At 67.6% G+C, this 19,261-nt stretch carries 9 protein-coding genes; 5 read left to right on the top strand and 4 right to left on the bottom strand.

The window, feature by feature from the left end; translation table 11 throughout:
- Nucleotides 1-549: 549 nt before the first annotated feature.
- Together ACZ7KI_RS25205 and ACZ7KI_RS25200 are read left to right on the top strand one after the other, a co-directional pair.
- Nucleotides 550-981, top strand: a complete 432-nt coding sequence (locus ACZ7KI_RS25205; RefSeq protein ID WP_470275543.1) for a hypothetical protein — start codon at nt 550-552, stop codon at nt 979-981.
- Between the two features lie 775 nt (nt 982-1,756).
- On the top strand, nt 1,757-2,776 hold the full coding sequence (locus tag ACZ7KI_RS25200) for a DUF6624 domain-containing protein (RefSeq protein WP_470275542.1): 1,020 nt from the start codon (nt 1,757-1,759) through the stop codon (nt 2,774-2,776).
- Between the two features lie 344 nt (nt 2,777-3,120).
- On the opposite strand, the gene ACZ7KI_RS25195 is transcribed toward ACZ7KI_RS25200, so the two are convergent.
- Nucleotides 3,121-3,783 (bottom strand): lytic polysaccharide monooxygenase auxiliary activity family 9 protein, encoded by a 663-nt coding sequence (locus ACZ7KI_RS25195; protein WP_470275541.1) that lies wholly within the window; start codon nt 3,781-3,783, stop codon nt 3,121-3,123.
- A gap of 387 nt (nt 3,784-4,170) precedes the next feature.
- Here ACZ7KI_RS25195 and ACZ7KI_RS25190 point away from each other — a divergent pair, with 387 nt between their 5' ends.
- The gene (locus ACZ7KI_RS25190) at nt 4,171-4,572 is read left to right on the top strand and encodes a nuclear transport factor 2 family protein (RefSeq protein WP_470275540.1); all 402 of its coding nucleotides are present in this window, start codon (nt 4,171-4,173) and stop codon (nt 4,570-4,572) included.
- On the opposite strand, the gene ACZ7KI_RS25185 is transcribed toward ACZ7KI_RS25190, so the two are convergent.
- A complete protein-coding gene (locus tag ACZ7KI_RS25185; RefSeq protein WP_470275539.1) occupies nt 4,544-5,734 on the bottom strand; it encodes an MFS transporter in 1,191 nt (396 codons plus the stop codon). The genes ACZ7KI_RS25190 and ACZ7KI_RS25185 overlap by 29 nt on opposite strands.
- A 77-nt stretch (nt 5,735-5,811) precedes the next feature.
- On the opposite strand from ACZ7KI_RS25185, the gene ACZ7KI_RS25180 reads away from it, so the two are divergent.
- A complete protein-coding gene (locus tag ACZ7KI_RS25180) occupies nt 5,812-6,393 on the top strand; it encodes a helix-turn-helix domain-containing protein (RefSeq protein ID WP_470275538.1) in 582 nt (193 codons plus the stop codon).
- On the opposite strand, the gene ACZ7KI_RS25175 is transcribed toward ACZ7KI_RS25180, so the two are convergent.
- On the bottom strand, nt 6,380-7,288 hold the full coding sequence (locus ACZ7KI_RS25175) for an NADP-dependent oxidoreductase (RefSeq protein WP_470275537.1): 909 nt from the start codon (nt 7,286-7,288) through the stop codon (nt 6,380-6,382). The genes ACZ7KI_RS25180 and ACZ7KI_RS25175 overlap by 14 nt on opposite strands.
- An 83-nt stretch (nt 7,289-7,371) precedes the next feature.
- Between ACZ7KI_RS25175 and ACZ7KI_RS25170 the strand changes: the two genes are divergently transcribed.
- Nucleotides 7,372-8,253 carry an AraC family transcriptional regulator gene (locus tag ACZ7KI_RS25170; RefSeq protein ID WP_470275536.1) on the top strand — a complete coding sequence of 294 codons (882 nt, stop codon included), beginning with the start codon at nt 7,372-7,374 and terminating at the stop codon, nt 8,251-8,253.
- A 23-nt stretch (nt 8,254-8,276) separates the two neighbouring features.
- Here ACZ7KI_RS25170 and ACZ7KI_RS25165 read toward each other — a convergent pair whose 3' ends face one another.
- Nucleotides 8,277-19,232, bottom strand: coding sequence for a hypothetical protein (locus tag ACZ7KI_RS25165; RefSeq protein WP_470275535.1), 10,956 nt, complete (start codon nt 19,230-19,232; stop codon nt 8,277-8,279).
- Nucleotides 19,233-19,261 lie beyond the last annotated feature (29 nt).

The following is a 19,261-nucleotide window of genomic DNA, read 5'->3' as shown; positions in this document are numbered from 1 at the left end:
GGTCAGGCCACATTATCCATGGCTTCATTGTGCTGTCATATATCTCAACACGCTCAAGACGCAGTCGGCAATGTGGGCCACCCCCTCACCTGTGAACGAATTGAGGTCAACCTGATCGTTTTTCGAGCTCGCCGTATCATCAGGGTCAACCAGCTCAACACCCCATTCGCGCTTCACTCGTCCCGCTCGCCAGCGATGACCTGTTTAAGTCAAGTAAAATAAACAAACGACCGGACTCCGATCCCGGCGCCCTACCTCGACGCACGCGGTGGCGATACCTCAGGGCTCCATCGCGGGCAAGGGCTCGCCCGTACTACCGGCGCTCTCCCGCCTCGACGGCGGCTTCATCCTCGCGGACACACCGCTCCACCTTGACAGTTGGGACGAGCGAGTGTTCGGCGAAGCAACGACAGCGGGCCCGGTCGACCAGGTAGATACCGGTTGCGTGCCAGATGACGCAGACGGTACCCTCGCTTGAGTGTGACAGTTGAGTCCTTACTGTCACAGTCGGGACAGGAGGGGGAAATCATGTTGTCCGCACGAAATACGATGAGCAAGGTCGGCAAGGGCGCCGTTCTCACCGCACTGACCGCCGCGTTGGCCTTGACCACGACACCGTCGGCGTCAGCGAGCACCGAGACGAAAGCCGGCTCAATCGCGGCGACCTGCAGCAAAAAGGCCTACGGTCCAGACCACGAGCGTGACCAGTCGGGTCACTACCTGACCTATTACGCGAAGGCCAACTGCTCGGCACCCGTCGCGTATTCGATGGCGATAATTCTCTACCGGAAGACGAGCTCCGGCTGGACCAGGGTCGACCGATACTTCAAGGCCGGCGTATCCAGCGCCCCGTTCGTCGGGGGCGGGACAGAATGCGCAAACGAGAACTCGACATCCTACCGCGTGACAATCGAGGGCGAAATCGACGGAGACAGCTTCAGCACGAACGGCCCGACACGTACCTTCGCCTGTGGAACATAACTACAGGAATGACGTTCACCCAGCAGGCGTAGGCATTTGACCGAGAAGAACCCGGAGGAACACAGAACAATGCGTCGAATGGCAATTTTGGCATCCGTGACAGCAGCCGTCGCCACACTGCTCGTCGGCACACACGGCGTTGCGTCAGCGGCCCCATACGGCTGCAAGACATGGACGGACGGAACCAAGAATCGTTTCGGAAACGGAACATGCTCGAGTGGCACCGGAGAATTTCGACTCAAAGGCCGGTGCGATATTCCGTTGGCACCGGACCCCTACGCCACGACGGATTGGAAGCGACCAGGCCAGCTGGCCTATTTCGACTGTCGCGACCTGGGAGTCGACCATACTGCACACAGCCTGAGTATTGAGACTCGAGGGTAATTCCGCACATGCCGCGAAGCCGGTGTCGGGCGACTGGACGAGGTGCTGCCCATCGCCCGGCATCTGGCCGCACGTCCGACGAGCCGAGTTCCTTCCGAGCCACCGGATGATCCTCCACTCACGCGACGCCACATCAGCTGTGCCGACGCCACGAGGAGGGCTGTCATCGCTCGCTTCGCGCATGAGCACATGTCTCCCCGCCGACGAGAACAGCCTCCTCCGCGGAACGAACGAACAACCAATCAGGTTAAAGCGGATCGTGGGCATCAGCAACAGTCACTACCCCATGCAGGCCTCCCCAGGGCACGGACCTTCCTTCGCTAGCGCTGATCCGATGCTCTCGCAGCGAGAGGTGCACTGCCCGTCTCGCCGAACTCGGTGACCTCAACCGATGACCGCGGCTTACTGGAACCGCTACGCCCTGTGCACCACCAACACTGAACGTGACGATCCGGCCGCACCAGCTTTGGGGTGGACGCAGTATCCGGGCCACGGCCCCGGGGCCGAGCTGCTTGGCGACCCGCGCTCCGCTCTTGAGCTGGGGTGCGGGGACGCGGTCGCGGCACTGGCCGCGCAGGAGGTCGACGCGACCGGTGTTGACGTCTCGCCCGTGCAGTACGAGCAGGCGCGGAAGTTCTTCGGCGACGTTGCGGGCGCCCACTTCGAGCATGCCGATGTGCTGGAGTTCCTCGCAGCGGCGGACCGGCGATGGGACGCGGTCTACTCGATCTGGGGCGCGCTCTGGTTTCTCGACCCCGCGGTGCTGCTGCCGCTTATCCGTGACTGCTTGGCACCGGGCGGAAAGCTGGTGTTCTCCCACGATCCCCCAGTCCCCGGCGCCTACGGAATTCAAGGAATGCCGCACCGGAACCAGCCAAACTGGGAACTCTCATCGTGGAAGCCGAGTCGCGACCAGATTCGGCGAGAGTCGTCGCCGATGGCTGAGAACATCGACATGGCTGAGCTGGCGGTGCTACGTCAGGAACTGCTGCGTCGCGCCGAGATCGACCGGGCCGCCCGTCAAAAGCTGGATCCCCGGTCCCCCACGCCGCAGCAGTGGAAGTGGGTGAACGAGGTTGACGCGGACAACACCGGATATCTGGTTGCCGTCGTCGACCGTCTCGGCTGGCCGGGCACAGGCTTGGTGGGCTCGGCGGCCGCGCATGCGGCGTGGTTGATCGTCCAGCACGCTCCAGCCGAGTTTCGTGCCCGTTGTCTTCCGCTGCTCGCCGCCGCCGTCGACGCCGGGGACGTCATCGCGGAACGTGATCACGCATACCTGGCCGACCGGGTAGCCACCGACAGACGACATCCTCAACACTGGGGCACTCAATCCTGTGCTTCCCGGGCAGTGGATGCCGGCTGTATCCGCTTGCCGACCCGGCCGAAGTCAACACACGGCGCACGGTGATCGGCCTGGAACCACTAACGAAGACGAACCTCGACGCGGCGTATCTGGACTATGCGGCAGTCGATGCCGCGCAAGGCAATTCCCGCCAGTGAACGGGGCCACGGTCACACCACGTGACAATCCGGACCACGATCTCCCTATACCCCAACAGAAGTAAGCGCGTTCCTGCATGACGACGCTACCGCTGAGGTCCATGCCTTCACCGAAGAGGCGGGACTGTTGCGACGGCATACGCGGTTTTCGCTATGCCCGCGATACAGCCGACCTCCGGCGGCACAAGGCCGCCCCGGTGTCGGCACTGACACCGGGGCGGCCCTCCGGATTCCGGTCGGCCTGCCGGATTCCTAGCCGAAGTTCACGTCGCTGCACCACATGTAGGTCTGGTCCAGGTGTGAGGCCTGCCAGATCGTGAACACGATGTGGTGTCCCCGGTAGGCGCCGGAGGTCTGGACGTTGAACGTGATGTCCTTGGCCGGGGCGTACCTGCCGGTCTGCGTGATGAAGTCGAGGTTGCCCCAGCCGAGACTCTGGGTGGTGGGGTCGTACCCGTTCTTGCTGACGTAAACCCGGAAGTAATCAGCACCATGGCTGGCCTGGTCGTACAAGTGCATCGAGAAGTTGCTGCCGACACTGGTGGTTTTCCACGGGCCGGGTGTGTTGAGGGAGTTGTTGCGTGCGAGGCCGTTGCTGCAGAGCTGTCCGTTGGGAGTGGACCCCTCGAAGTTTCCGTGGAGGCCGTCCCTCAGCGCGCTCATCCAGTTCCACATGGTGTCGGCGTTGGCCTGGAATGCCTGCCAGCACATGGGATCTTGCTGCTGCATGGCGGGATTCGTGTGCTGACTGCCCCAGGCTTTCCAGCACTGGTAGGCGCGGGTGGCGGGACCGACGATGGTGCCGTGTGCCGAAGCCGTCGGGACCATGACGAACATGCCGGCGAGTGTGGCGATGACCAGTGCGATGATGCTCCGCCGTCTGGTAACGGACCTCGAGGTGCTGCGCATACGCATGGATGTGACTCCATTCTCGGGATGATCGGCGATGATCATTATGGGAGCGCTCCCAGACTATCTGCACAACCGCGAAACTTCAACGAAACAGTGGGCAATGCGCGTGGTTTATTTCGCACTCCTTTGAAATGATCTTTTCTTTCTGTGCGCCGACCTGCCCTTTTGATCACGATCGGCGCTGGGCTCGATCGCGCCACCTCGTCGCCACTGAGCCGGAGACGCCGGCGAGCTGATCGGCACCACTCTTGGCACTCCGAACTTGGTACCGCCAACCAACAACTCTTCGGCGAGCAGCGAGCCGTGACGTACTCTCCCCTCCCCCGATACCGTCTCGCCGACGGGCGCATCTGTCGCCGACCAGAACCGAAGAAGTGGACAGGAGCGGGCATGACCGACGATGTGGCCGACCAAGTGATCAAGGCCGAGCAGGACCGGATCCGATGTCTCCTCGAGGTGGATCGCGGCACCTACGACCGCTTGCACGCCGCGGAGTACCGGTTGTGCAACCCGACCGGCACCGTGTGGACGAAGGCCGAATACCTCGATCTCCTCACCACCGGCCGGGTCGCCTACCGGGAACTGGAGCTGACCGGCGACATGGACGCGATCGTCGGCACCGACGTCGTCGTCGTCCGCTACCGGTGCGCCATCGAACTCACCGTCGACGGCGCGGACATCCCGCGACACGATGCCTGGCACACCGACGTCTACACCAACGCCGGCGGCACGTGGCGCTGTGTCTGGTCTCAAGCCACCGGCATCATGGACCTTCCGTCGGCCGCGTCCTGACCCAGTATGCGGAAGGCGCTGAGCGGTCGAGGATCACCAGCGGGATCGTGACCAGTGCCAGTGCCGCGCCGATCCAGAACACCGCGGTGACCGAGGCGCCGACGTTCAGCACCCCCGCGGCGAAGGCGGGAGTGAGGCTGATGCCCAGTTGGAAAGCCGACACCGTGGTGGCGCCGGCCAGCGTCGGCGCGGAAGCGGCGATCGCGAAGACCCGTCCGTACAGCGCCGGGTTCAGTACGAAAGCCGCGACGCCCAGCAGGAACACCAACGGCACGACGAGCCAAGCTGACCCGGCGAAGACGGCGAGCAGGGCCGAGAACAGGCCGATGCCGAGTGCCCCGCCGAGCAGCGCGTGGTGGGGCCGCCGGTCGGAGATCCGGCCGCCGAGGGAGAGACCGAAGAAGGCGCCGATGCCGAAAAGCGCGAGTACCGCGGGGATCCAGACGGCGGGAAGGTGGGTGGAGTCGGCGAGAACCGCGGCCAGGTAGTTGAAGGACACCATGTACGCGGCGGTGCTCAGGATCGTGATCGCGTAAACGCCCCAGAGGCGTGGCGTCCGCATCACGCGAAGTTCCCCGGAAACGCTCGAAGCGCCGGAAGAGGTGGCGGGCAGGCCGAGGGCGCACGCGACGGTGCCCAGCAGGGTGAGCGCGACGACGCCCCAGAAGCCGCCGGTCCAGTCCGTGAGGTTGCTGAGCAAGGTGCCGGCGGGGCTCCCGGCGACCATGGCGACACTGAGGCCCGCGACGACGACGCCGGAGGCGCGGGCGTTGCGGTCGGGGGTCACCAGGCTGATCGCGGTCACGGCGGCGACGGCGAAGAAGCCTGCGTAGGCGAGACCGGCGACGAACCTGGTGACCAGCAAGGTCCAGTAGTCGTCGGCGAGCAGGCCTGCCGCGATGGCGGCGGCGAAAACGGCCTGTGTGGTCATCAGCGCGGTGCGTCGTGGCCACTTCGAGCTGAGCACGGCGAACGGCGGGCCGCCGAGGACGACACCGAGGGCGAACGCGGTGATGAGCGCGCCTGCCGAGGAGAGGGAGACGCCGAGGTCCGTGGCGACCGAGGGCAGGACCCCGGCCATCAGGAACTCGGCGCTCCCCATCGCGAAGAGGCTGAAAGCGAGGAGATAGACCCCGGTGGGGAGCCGGTGGGTTTCGATCATGGCGCCAGCATCGGCCGGGTTTGGCGGTTTCAGCAAAGAAAGTTGCCGAAACCGGGACGAGCTGGTGACCTGGCCTCATGGAGACACAACCCGCCGTCACCGCGGCGATCGAGCTGATCGCTCCTCGGCTGCGTCGCGCCCGGGAGAAGAAGGTGACGACGCTGGTGGAGCTCAGCCGCGCCACCGGCATCTCCACCAGCACCCTGTCCCGCCTCGAATCCGGGCAACGCAAGCCCAGCCTCGAACTCGTCCTGCCGGTCATCGCCGCGCTGGGCCTGCGCGTCGACGAGATCGTCTCCTCCCCGAGGGTGCTGGAGCCACCGCTGCCCCCGGACGGGCGAGTCCTCATCCCGCTCACCCGGCACCAGGGCGAGCCTCGCGCCTACAAGATGACGATCCCACCCGACGACGAGGCACCCCGTCCGCGCACGCACACCGGCTACGAGTGGCTTTACGTGCTCCGGGGCAGGCTTCGGCTCGTGCTCGGCGACCAGGACGTCGTCATGGGGCCCGGTGAGGCGGCCGAGTTCGACTGCCGGACGCCGCATTGGTTCGGCGCGGCCGGCCCCGAAGGTGTCGAGGTGCTCAGCCTCTTCGGCAAGCAGGGTGAGCGGATCCACGTCCGCGCCCGCACCCGGAGCCTGCTCACGGGCGGATGATGACCTTGCCGCGGATGTCGCCTGCTTCGCTTCTGCGGTGGAGGGTGGCGAGGTCGTCGAGTGTGCGGCGTTCGGAGATGTCGACGGTGACTACGCCGCGGTCGACAAGGCCCACCAACGCGGCCAGCTGTCCGGGGTCGTTGTCGGCGACGACGTGCGTCGCGGTGACCCCGAGTGGCGCCTCGATCACGTTGGTCGCCGAGACGACGCGGCCGCCTGGCCGGGCCAGCGCGGCCACCGCGGTCGCCTGCGCCTGGTTCAGGGGGACGAGGTTGAGCACGACATCGACCCGGCCGTCGACGGCATCGGCAAGCGGGGTGGCGGTGTAGTCGATGACGTGATCGGCGCCCTGTCGCCGGACCACCCGGTTGCTGCGTGGGCCGGCCGTGGCGATCACCCACGCTCCGGCCCGCTTGGCGAGTTGCACGACGAACCCGCCGATACCGCCACCCGCGCCGTTGACCAGGACACGCTCACCCTCGGTGAGCCCAGCGCGTTCGATCACCTGCCACGCGGTCAGTCCGGCGAGCGGCAGAGCGGCCGCGTCGGCGAGCGGAATGGTGGTGGGCGCGGCGACCACCGCGTTGGCGTCGGCGACCGCGAACTCCGCGGCCGCGGCGCCGATCATGCCGATGACCCGGTCACCGACCGCGTGCGCGTGCACCCCGTCACCGAGTCGGGCGATCGTGCCCGCCACGTCCCAGCCCAGGGTCAGCGGCAGATCCACCGGCGTCAGGTCGCGCAGCATTCCGGAGCGCAGTGCCGCCTCGGTCGGGTTGAGCGAAGTCGCGGCGACCTGGATGAGCACCTCTCCCGGTCCGGGTGCCGGACGGGCGAGGTCGTCGATCCGGATCATGCTCGCATCGCCGTACTGGTGGATCCGTGCTGCTCTCATGTCCGTGACCATAAGGGCGTTGATCAAGACGATCCATATGCGAACGTCCCCGATTCCTTCGCGATCGTCTTATGCTGACAGTCGTGGACGTACTCAGCGAAGTGCTCTCCGTCATGCGCACCGGCAGACCAAGGTCCTTCGTGGAGACCTGGCACGCGCCGTGGGCCCTGCGGTTCCCGGCCGTGCCGGGCGCGGTCGGATTCCGGGTGGTGGTGCGAGGCAACTGCGTCGTCCTCCCCTACCGGAGCGCACCGGTCCGGCTCGAACCGGGCGACGTCGTGCTCCTGCCCCACGGAGAAGGTCACGTGCTGGCCGACAGTCCCGCCAGTGCGACGGACGCGCGTCCGTGTGCCCTCACCGCCGCCGATCCCGGCGGCACAGGCGCGGTCACCGTGACGCTCTGCGGCGCCTACGAGCTGTCCCCCTCCGTCATGCACCCGTTGCTGCGGGACCTACCCGAGATCGTCCACCTCACCACCCACGACTGCCCTGAGCTGAAGGCCGCGGTGGATCTGCTCACCGGCGAGCTGACCCGACCGGGACTGGGCACCGACGGCGTCATTCCGGCACTTCTCGACACGCTCCTGCACTACGCCCTCCGTGCCTGGCTGGAAACCAACGAGACCGGCTGGGCGACGGCGTTCACCGACCCGGCGGTCGCCGCGGCGCTGGCGGCGATGCACCGGGAGCCCGCACACCCGTGGACCGTCGCATCGCTGGCCGCACTGGCGGGACTCTCCAGAGCACCGTTCGCCAAGCGGTTCACCGAGCTCACCGGCGGACCACCGCTGCGCTACCTCACCTGGTGGCGCATGACCACCGCCGCCCGCCTGCTCCGCACCACCGACGCACCACTGAACACCATCGCCGGCAAGGTCGGCTACCACTCCGAGTTCGCGTTCGCCACCGCCTTCAAACGCCACTACGGCACCCCGCCGGGCAAATACCGGCGATCGGATCGTTAGACCGCCGAAACGATCACCCGTTCTCATGGCGCGCACGCGTTCGGGTTGTCGAAGTGACCAGGAGTGGTCGGGAACGCCGGGCCCGTACCATGGTCGTTCATGTCCGGTTGATATACCAGGGCGAGTTCGTCGTAGGCCGACGTGCCCGCCGTGGTCACGTCCCCGGCGACTTGCCCGGCGCCCAGCGAGTGCGCCCACCGCTGCAGGAAGTCCTGATGCGTCGGGCTGTGCTGCCGGACGTCGTTGTAGCCGCCATAGGCCGCGTTGCAGTGCGTGTAGAGGTTGTACGCACCGCCCCAGTCGAGCAGCCGGTCGCCCTGGTTCGGCCCGTTGTCGGCGACGTCGGCCTGCAGCACGTCACGGTCCCAGCCGCCGTACATCCAGTCGATGCCCTGGTGGTGCTGGTTGTCCGCGACGTCGGCGTTGTCGAGGTTCGTCATCTCGAACCACGAGCACGGGTCGACCGTGACCGCGTTCTTGCCGTTGCCGAACGTCTGCGGCCACGGGTTCGCGGTGCAGGTGGCCTGCCCCGGCGGGCCGTAGGCGCCACGCGGCCGCCAGTCGAGGATGTCCGAACCCAGCGCGCCGGTGTTCGGGTCGACCGACGGACCGGACGTCGCGCCCTTGCCGCCGTCGAGGTGGTCCACGAGCGAGTCGTTGACACCCCGGTCGTTCGGGTTGGCCGGGTCGGTACCGCCCTTGCCGCCCCACAGCACGTCCGCGCCGTCGTCACCGAAGACGATGTCCCCGCCCGAATCCCCGTTGGCCAGATCGTCGCCGAAGCCGGCGTGGATCGAGTCGTGGTCGTCGCCGCCGCGGATGCGGTCGTCGCCGCCTTCGAGGTCACCGCGGTGCGGCATGGCCGGAGCGTTGCCGGGTGCGGCGAAGGTGTCGCCGTTGACGTCGTGCTGCAGGTCGACCTGCCGGGTGACCGAGCCTGCCAGGAAGCCCTCGTAGTGGATCGCGGGCACCTGGGGATTGTCGATCACGAACTTGTTCGACCCGTTCTGGTAGACGTCCACGACGCCGCCGCGGTCACCGACCATGGCGTCTTCGCCGCCGGTGCCCCACATCCGGTCTCCGCCCAGCTCGCCGTACATGTCGTCGGCGCCGTCACCCGGAGCCGTCGTCGTGCCGGTGTCGCCGTACATCAGGTCGTCGCCGTCCTGGCCGTACTGGGTGTCCTCCCCCGCGTCACCCCACAGGTTGTCGCCGCCGGAGGCGCCGAGCGCCTCGCATGTGGCCTGCGTGGTGGTGCAGAAGCGGGTCGGGGCGCCGTTGACGCCGTGGCGCACGAACGCCGCGCCCTGCGGGAGGTTCTGCGGGTCATAACGTTTCGTGTAGATCCGGTTCGTCAGCGGCAGCGAGACCTTGGTGAGATCGTCGCCGAGCGCTACCGGCTTGCCGGTCTGGTCCACGATGTCCCGCATCGCGGTGCCGTTGTCACCGAGGATGAAGTCGGCGGCCCCGTCACCGTGCACGTCGTCGGCCGTGTCGCGGAAGACCGCCAGCGAGCTGCCGCCGATCAGGTCGTCCTGACCGTTCGGGGCGGAGACGTCGCCGAGGTCGTCCGACGCCGCACCCGGCCACGCCGGCGCGGGTGAGCTGATCGCGATCCCGGCCTCCGCGAGGGTGCGGTCGCCGAACATCGTGTCGTGCCCGCCGTTGCCCTCGGCGTAGTCGTCGTGCGCGCCACCGGACATCTGGTCGTCGCCGTCCTGGCCGAACATCACGTCGACGCCGCCACCGCCGGAGAGCTGGTCCCCGCCCGCCACGGGACGGGTCGGCGCGCCGAGGAATCCGTTGGTCCACGAGAGATCCAGCAGCCGCAGGGAACGTTGTGTCTCGAACGTCCCGTTGCTGCCCACGCGGAGCAGGTACGGCGACGGCGGTGCGATCCGGTCGGTGATCGCGTTGTCGCCGAGTACCACGTCGTCGCCCATGCCACCGAAGACCACGTCCGCGGTGTCCGGCTGCCCCTGGGTGGTCAGCGCGGTGTCGCCACCGTGGATCGTCGAGCTACCACCGACAAGGTCGTCGTCGCCGTTGTTTCCTTCGATCCAGTCCCGGCCGGGGCCGCCTTCGGCGTGGTCGCCGTCGTTGCCGCCCTTGATCCGGTCGTTGCCGGACTGGCCGAGGATCGCGTCGCAGCCGTTGTCACCGGTGATGTCGTCACCGCCGGAGGTGTTCGGCACCGGCGTGTCACCGAGGTCGTACAGCTGGATGCTGCGGTGCGTCATCGGGAGCGCGCCGGGCAGGTCCGTGTCGAAGCGGCCTTGAGTGATCGGGCTCTTCGGCATGCCCGCGTCCCTGGTCACCAGCGCGTTGTCGCCGGTGATCACGTCCGCGTCCTCGCCACCGGAGATGATGTCCCCGGTGTCGAGCTGACCGACGGTGCCCTGGCCACTGCCCATCTCCACGGCAGACGAACCACCGATGAGATCGTCCTGCCCGGAGTCGCCGAAGAGTTTGTCGGCATCCTGGTCACCCTCGACGTAGTCGTCGCCGGCGTCGCCGTGCACGGTGTCCGTTCCGGCCTGCGCGTAGACGACGTCCGTGGCGTTGCCACCGGAAATGATGTCACCGCCGGAGTTCGCCGCGTTCGCGGTGAAGCCGAGGTCGAACAGCACCACGTGTCTGCCCGCCGACAGCCCGCGGCCCCGGGTGACCGGATCGCCGGTGTCGGCACCACCAGTGACGGTGATCGTGGCGTTGTCACCGGTGATCACGTCGTCGGCGTCGCCGCCGGAGATCGTGTCACCCCCGTCCGGGTAACCGGCCGCGTTCTTCACCGAGGGGTCGCCGGGCGTCTGGTGGCTGCCGCCGATGATGTCGTCGGCCTCGGTCTCACCGTTCAGCGTGTCGGCACCGGGGTTTCCTTCGATCCGGTCCGGATCCTTCCCGCCGGAGACGGTGTCGTTCTCCAACCCGCCGTAGAGCGCGTCGGTGTCCATGCCGCCACCGATGGTGTCGTCGCCGCCCAGCGTGGCGTCCGCGCTACTGGCCAGGTCGAACACCGGCCCCCCGGGCGCCGCCGGATCGCCGTTGTCGCCGATGATCGTGTCGGTCCCGCCGTCGCCGAACAGTTTGTCGGCGTCGTCGGGCTGCCCGGCCGCCCGGGTGCCGCCGACGATCACGTCACCGGACAGGCCACCGGAGATCCAGTCCTTGCCGTTGTTGCCCTCGATGGTGTCCGGGTCGTCGCCGCCGAACATCGTGTCGGCGCCGTCGTTGCCGTACAAGGTGTCCGCTCCGGTGTCGCCGTAGACGGCGTCGTCGTCCGAGCCGCCCCAGACCTGGTCCGCGTCGCGGCCGCCGTGCAGGACGTCCTTGCCCTTCTCACCGCACACGAGGTCTTCGTTCGCCTCGGCGTCGACATTGTCGTCACCGCCGCCTGCGCGCACGTTCTCCACACCGGCGCCGCCGATCACACGGTCGTTGCCGTCGAGCGCGTCGTTCACCGTCTCGTCGACCGGGGTCGACGGGAGCGGCGCACCGGCCTTGCACGGTGTCGTCTGCTTGTCGCCGTACACGTCCGCACCGCCGTCACCGCCGATGATGTGGTCCCGGCCGAGGCCGCCGACCAGCGTCTTGTGCGACGGGCTCACCCCCTGCGGAAGCGGGGTGTGCGTGACGAAGTAGAGCGGCCCGTAGTCGTCGGTCTTCACCGGAGCCGGGAAGTCCAAAGTAGACGGCTCGGCGATGACGTAGTCGTCGTCCGGCCCGCCGTAGAGGGTGTCCGCCCCATACCCGCCGAACAGGATGTCGTTGCCGCCACCACCGCGGAAGTCGTCCTTCTGCGTCTTCGTCGAGTGGCCGGTGACCCGGTCCTGTCCCTTGCCGCCGAACACCTTGTCGTCACCCGAGCCGGTGTCGACGGTGTTGATCGGCCCGCCTGCCGGGCCGCCCGTGGTGTTGGCGTCGTCAGAGCCGTAGCCGTCGACGCCGGGGTCGACCTTGCCCGCGGTGTAGATCTCGTCCGGCCCGGTGCCGCCGGCGAAGCGGTCGCTACCGTCACCGCCGATGAGGATCGCGCCCGGGGAAACGAAGAGCGCCTGCGGAAGCGTCGGCACGTCCTTCAGCGGATCGTCGGCCGCGACACCGAGGGTGTCGTCGCCGCCGTTGCCGAACGCGGTCGACTTGGCGAGGCCGACCTTGATCGTGTCCTTGTCGTCGCCGGTCCCGGTCCCGCCGGCCGGATCGGGCAGGATCGCCCAGTTCGGTACGGAGACGGTCGGACCGCCCGCGCCGTCCGCGATCGGGTCGCCACCGTCGCGGCCGTCGTTCTTCAGTTCCTTCAACCCGACCGAAGTCACCGGAGGCGCGCCGAGGCTCGAGTCGCCCGCGACGACGTCCTCGCCGTTGCCGACGGTGATGCTGTCGACGCCGGGGCCGCCCGCGACGCGCGCCTTCGCTCCATTTTGGACATAGCTCTTCCTGTCCGCGGCGAGCACGGTGCGGTCGCCGGTGACGATGGTGTCGTCACCCTTGCTGCCATCGACCCACGAGTTGCCGATACCGGTCTTGATCTGGTCGTTCTTGTCGCCGCCGAACACGATCGCGTCGCGGTCGAACTGCGCGGTCGGCGGCGGTGGGCCGTCCTTCGCGGTGTCGAGCTTGGCGTCCCCGATGAACGTCACGCTCATCGGCTTGGCGTAGCCGCGGCCGTCCACGACCACGCGCTCGATGTTCGCGTTCCGGAACTCACGCCGGATCCCGAGCATGTCCACGGCCACACCGGTGAACGCCGGGCTCGCCGGGTTGGCGTAGTCGTGCAGCGACGTGATCTTGACGGTGTCCTTCTCCTGCTTGTTCGATTCGTACGGGTCTCCGGCGCCACCACCGCGCTGGGCGGTGTGGCCGAGCGCGGCCGCGTACACCACGAGCGTCTTCCCGTCACCGCTGAGCCCACCGAGTTTCGGCGGTGGTGGCGTGCAGTTCGGTGTCGCGGTGAAGTCGAGCAGCGTGACGTCGACGATCGTGAAGCTGAAGGACACCGAGAACGGGCCGAAGCCGACCGTCACGTAGAGCTTGAGGAAGACATAGAGGCGCCCTGAAACGGTGAACAGGCATATCGGATTGTTCAGTGCCGTTTGCAGGAACTCCGTTATCCGGAACTTCCCGTCGTGGTTGGGATCGTTCCACAGGAACGAGACCGTGAGGCCGACGCCGCCTTCGATGCCGACGGTGATGATCACCGCCGTGACCGCCGCCCCGGCGGCGAGTTCACCCGTGAACGAGACCACCGGGATCGGTTTGCCGTTTTCCGTGGTGTAGAAGAAGAGGCTTTGCAGGAACGCCTGCCCCACGGTCGCGAGGTCGAGTTCGCCCGCGCGAGCCGCTTCGAACGCCTTACGGATACCGAAGGTGTCGAAGCCCGCCACGATGCGCAGCGTCACCGACGCGGAACCGTGCAACGTGATGACCACCGGCGGCGGCGCGTACACCGGCCCGAACTGCTGACGCCAGTCGAAGCCGAGGCGCAGCGGTCCGGAGTCGAACTTGACCAGGTCCACGTCACCGCCGAGCAGGACGTTGAACAGTGACGCGGGCTTCTCGAACACGGGGAAGCTGAACCCGGCCGTCGACGCCTTGGTGGTCATCGGGTCGACCGACTTCGGGTCGTTGTTCTGGTTCTTGCCGTTGATCGCCCCCAGGATCGGGGTGAAGGCGTTGCCACCACCGGCGTCCTTCTTCGCGCTGATCAGGCTCTCGGTGTTGTCCGGTGTGACCGTGGTGTCGAGCGCCTTCTGGCCCCCGAGTTCGAACGAGCCGAGCGGAATGAGACACGAGGTAGTGCAAGTCGGGAAGTGGTTGATGAAGTCGACGACCCCCGCGATGGTGTCGACGAACTTCAGGTCCGGACCACCGGCGATCGTACTGAAGGCCTTGCCGATGGACACCATCGTGACGTCTCCGCCGCCTGCCAGATGGGACAGGTCCGAGAGGACCGGGATCGGCGCGTACAGCGTCTTGATCACCGGGTCGAGCGGTCCGGTCACCTGCTTGATCTTGTTCACGATCGGGCCGAGGATCTTGCCGAAGATCTCGCCGCTGTCGATGGCCACCTTGTCGAAGGCCAGCGTCAGCGGGGAGTTGTCGCCGTCGTCGCTGTTGGTCCCCGGTTTGACGTCCTTCCACACCCAGTGCAGCCGGAAGTCGGCCTGGATGCCCGGGAAACCGGCGTCCTCCCCTGGTCGAGCCTTGAGCAACCAGTTGATGTCGGCGCTCGCGTTCAGTTTGACGTCGGCGAGCCGGTCCAGTCCGGCGTTCTGCAGATCCGTCAGATGCAGCCTGCCGTTGGTCGGATCGTCCGGCGCCACCAGGTCGATCTTGAACGCGCCGCCGAACAACGGCAGGACGCCCGCCTCGTTCGCCGGGGCGTTCAGGTGGTCGCAGTCGTCCACGCTCTTCTGCTTCGTGCAGTTCTCCGCGGTGATGTTGATGAACGCGAGCTGAGCGTTGATCTTCTTCGGCAGCGTGACGTTCAGCCCGACCGCGAACTCGGGTTGCGCGGAATCCTTGGTGTCGACGAAGAATCCCTCGCTACGGCTGATGCCCATGGCCAGGTGCAGCCGCCAGCCGAGCTGGACTTCCGGGCCCGCGCCGCCGTCGGCCTTCAGCGAGAAGCCGGGGATGCCCAGGTCCAGTGGCACGGTCTTCTTGAGGCATTCGTGGCCGGACGGCAGCCCGGCGCAGTTCAGCAGGTCGCCGCTGAAGTCGCCTTGGCTGACGTTCAGGCTGATCGTGACCGCGTCGAGGTCGTTGTACGAGCAATCGTGCGGCCGCGGGTTCTCGGGTGGGTTCTCCGGTGCCCCGCCGATCGAGGCGGTACCGACGTCGGTGAGCTTGGCGTCGGTGACGTCCGCGATCAGCTTGAAGGCGCCGCCCTCTTCGCGGAACACCAGGTACCCGGCCGCGCTGGTGACCGGTTCCCAGGCGATGTCGAGCGAGTCCGTTGTGGACAGCGCGGCCGGACCGGTGGTGAGCTGGCCGGGATCGCTGGCTTTGGCCTGCTTCTTCTCACCGTTGACGGTCACATAGGACGCGACGACGTAGCGGTAGGTCTTGTCCGCCGCCGTGGCGCCTTCGTGCAGTTTGACCGTCGGCGTGCCGACGGTGCCCAGCGGTGTCTTGCAGAGGGTGTCCACGGTGACGGTGTCCGGATTGAGGCCCGCTCCCGCGAGCTTGCCGCCGAGCTGGTCGTTGACCCAGCCGCGCACCGCGGCCATGTCGGTGAAATGACCGTTCGCGGGCAACTGGTCCAGCGCGGTGTGGATCGCCGTGCGCAGTTTCCCGATGAAGTCCGCCCCCTGCTGGAGGTCGTCACCGAGCAACGGCAGCTTGCCGCCGAAGCTGGCGGTGTTGAGGGCCTGCTCCACGAGGTTGAGGTAGCTGTCGAGGCCGTCGAGCCTGCCGAAGTCGATCAGCTTGGCCGCGAGCGCGTCCGCCAGCAAGGCCGGATCCGGTGTCTCCAACCGCGGATGCCCGTCGATGGGCGCCCCGCCGAGGGTGAAGTAGTCGTCGACAGCGGTCGATTTGGGCAGCCGCAAGGCGAAGTTGTTCGACTTGGCGGGGTCGGTGATCACCTTGCTGTAGGTCGCGCCGCCGTCCTCGCTGATGTACAGCGGCAACTTGGCACACAGGGCCAGCGGCGTGCCGCCGTCGAGGCCGCAGCTGACCGCGGTGCTCCCGGCGTTGATCGTCGGCCCGACGGCGCCGAGGAAGTCGGTGAAGCTGACCGGCGCGGCGGTGCCACCGCCCTTGGCGAGGTCGATCGAATAGGACGCCTTCGCGGTCGCCTTGTCCGCCGACTTGGGGTCGCCGAGCGAAACGCTCAACGGGCCCAAGGTGGTCGCGATGGTGGCGTTCTCCACGGTGGCGTCGAGTTTCACGCCGATCTTCGAATCGTCGAGCACGCGCAGCGCGTTCGCGTCGGCCGGGCCCGCACCGGGCTGCAGCGGCACGACCAGGCCCATCTTGACCTGACCGCCGACGCCGAGCGAGATCGAGCCGTCGCCCTGCACCCCGGCGACCCGCTGACCGCCGGTCGGCAGGCTGAAGTCGAACTGCACCGGCGTACTGGTGTGATAGGCGCGTTTCCAGTCCAGTCGGATGATCAGCGACGGTGTCCCGCCGGGTTCGGCGTATTCGAAGGTGACCGGGACGCTGTCCTTGAAGCGCGTGTTGATGGTCTGGACGAGGCGCTGCAGATTGTCGGACGGTGCCGCCTCCAGCATCGAGATCACGTCGTCCAATTCGGACCGGACCACATAGGACGTGGCCGGTGAAGGCTGACTGGCCCAGGGCCCGGCCAGCACGAGCGTGTCCGGCGTGACGCTGCCGACGACGCCCACCTGGGTGCCTGCGACGACCGTGCGGCCGACGAGCGAGGGCGGGAACGCGTTGCCCTTCTCGACGGTGCGAGCGATGTCCTTCAGGGAATTCGGACCGTAGCTCACGGTCGGGCCGGAGCCGGATTGGTCGGCCTTCAACAGGTCCTTCAGCGAACGGCCGACGAGGGGGATCTTCGTGCCGAACACCGCGGCCCCCGACGGCGAGGCGTCGCCGATCGACGCGTTGAGCGTCTGCAATGTCTTGAGGATGATCGAGAAGAGCGCCTTCGGGTTGGCCGGATCGAAGTCGAAGTTCGCCAGTTCGGACAGGTCGCTCGTGCTGAACTGCGGCCCGTCGGGACCGGTCGGCTTGGTCAGGTCGTTCCAGGTGAATCCCGCGTGCGCGGTGGCGCCCTTCAGGAAGTCGCCCGTACCCGGCGCGCCGGCGTCGACGCCACCCGCGCCGCGGACCCGCACCTGGAAGTCGAGCAGCGCTCCCGGATCGTGCAGCAGTTTGTCGACGACCGCGCCGAAGGTCAGGTCGCCCAGGTCCTTGAGTTTCACCTGCACCATGTGGTCGTCCGCGCCCGGTGTGCCGGCGCAGTCCGCGCCCGCGTTCGGATGGCAGACGTGTACCGCGCCCTTCATTTGCACCTGGAGGAATCCGGCGTTGGCGAAGAGGTCGATGCCCGCGTCCATCGGGAAGTCGGCGGTGAACAGCGAGGGAGCGCCGGAGGTGCGCAGCAGCACCCGGTCCGGGCCGGTCGGTGTCGCGCCGACCAGTGTCGTGCTGCCGTCCGGGTTCTTCTGCTCGATCGGCGGGTTGTGCACGGTCGGGTTCCGCAGGTCGAGCACGAGCGTGACCGCGGCGTCGTAGCTGGGCTTGACCTTCGCGGTGGCGTTGACGGCGTTGGCCTCGCCGACACCGCGGCCGCCGGTCTTCAGGTCGTTGCCGAGCTGGACGACACCGACGTCGCCCTGCATCCCGGAGATCGTGTACGGCGCGTTGGCGGCCGGGATCACCGGCGTCCAGCCCGGTGCCTGCAGGAAGAGCGTGTTCCCGTCGTTGTTCTCGACGGTCGCTCCCGCCGCGCCGGCGACGACGCGCCGCCCCGCGAACTCCCCTGGCTTCCAGGTCTGGTTCTCGTCCTTCAGGGTGGTCTGCGTGTAGCTCGTCTTGGCCGGGTCGCCCGCCGGTCCGGATGCCGCCGCCGCGGCCGCGTTGAGGTCCACGGCCGTCGCCGGTGCCTTGCGGGACAACGTGATCTTGAAGTCGAGTTTGGTCGAACCCGGCGGGAAGTGGACGTCGGAGATGCCGATCTTGCCGCCACCGGGCAGGTTCGCCGCGGTGTTGAGTTTGTCGAGCATCTGCTGCAGCGACGCGAACAGCGGTTCACCGGCCTGTGTCGGGTCCGCCGCGGTCTTCGTGTTGTCCTGCAGGAACTTCTTGATCGACTCGTTGAGCTGGATCGCGTCGGCGAGGGTGCCCTTGAGGAACGGCAGGTCGAGGTTGCCGATCGGATTCGCCGCGTCACCCCATTTCGCGCGCTGCATCGAGGTCAGCGTCGTCGCCAGCTGCGCGAGGCCGGTGGCCAGGTCGCGCGGGGTCATGTTGAGGAACGGGCCGACGGTGCCGATGCCCTCCGGCGTGATCTGCGGGGATCCGGTGGCGATGTCCGGCCAGCCGATGCCGATCTTGGCGTCGACCGCGGGCAGCGCCAGCGAGAAGGAGGCGGCCGGCGCTGCCGCGAGGTGCAGGGAACCGTTCAGCGACCCCGCCGGGCTGGCGAAGCCGAAGCTGAGGAGACCGGCCAGCGAACCGTTCTGGGCCAGTTCCCCCGCGGTGCCGTCGTTGTTGAGGAACGCCAGCCGCCCGTCGTTGTCCGGGTCGTTGATCGTGGCGGCGAAATGCGCCTTGAGATCCAGCGAGGTGTCCGTCTCGACGAGTTTCACCCCGAGGACACCGATGGCCGCGTTGACGGCCTTGATGGCGTTCGCGTCGGGGAAGTCCGCCGAAGCGTCGACGGTCAGCGACGGCGTCGTACCGTCGTTGAGGATGTAGGCCTTGTCGTGCGCCTTGTCCCAGATCAGGGTCAGCTTCACCGTGGTGCCGACGGTGAGCCGCACGCCGCCGGTGGAGGAGAACGCGGATTGCGGGGCGTTGCTGCCCTCCCCGAGCGGGACCGGGATGTTCAGCGCCTGGTTTTGCAGTACCCGGGACACGGTCAGCGTGAGGTCGAGTTTCTTGTCCTCCCCGACGGTGCTCAGGGTGGTCTTGAGCGTCCCCGCCCGGTCGGCCGACAGCGTGATCGGCTGCTCGATGTCCAGGTCGGCGTCGTCGACCGCGGCGGACAGCTTCTTGGTGCCCGCGTTGAACGCCTCCTGAGCCAGGGTGTCGAACCCGAGAGCGGCGCCGGGGCTGGTCTGCACGGCGGGCAAGGCCTTGGCCAGCTGCCCGATCGCGCTGAGCCCCTTGCTCCAGGTGGCGAAGCTGTTCGAGGGCCCGGCCAACGCGTTGACCAGCGTGCCGACGCCCGGGCTCGCCGCCCGCGCCGGTGGCGGGGTGACCACCACCCCCATCCCGAGCGAGACGGCGAACGCCGTCGTCAGCGCGAGCCACCTGGAGCCGGCACGTGAGCCCATCGGGCACCTCCCCGTTCACGGGCGCGCGA

It is taken from the genome of Amycolatopsis sp. NPDC039088 (assembly GCF_055598845.1).
Note: the sequence above shows the minus strand (reverse complement) of the source record. Positions and strands in the feature narration are given on the sequence as shown.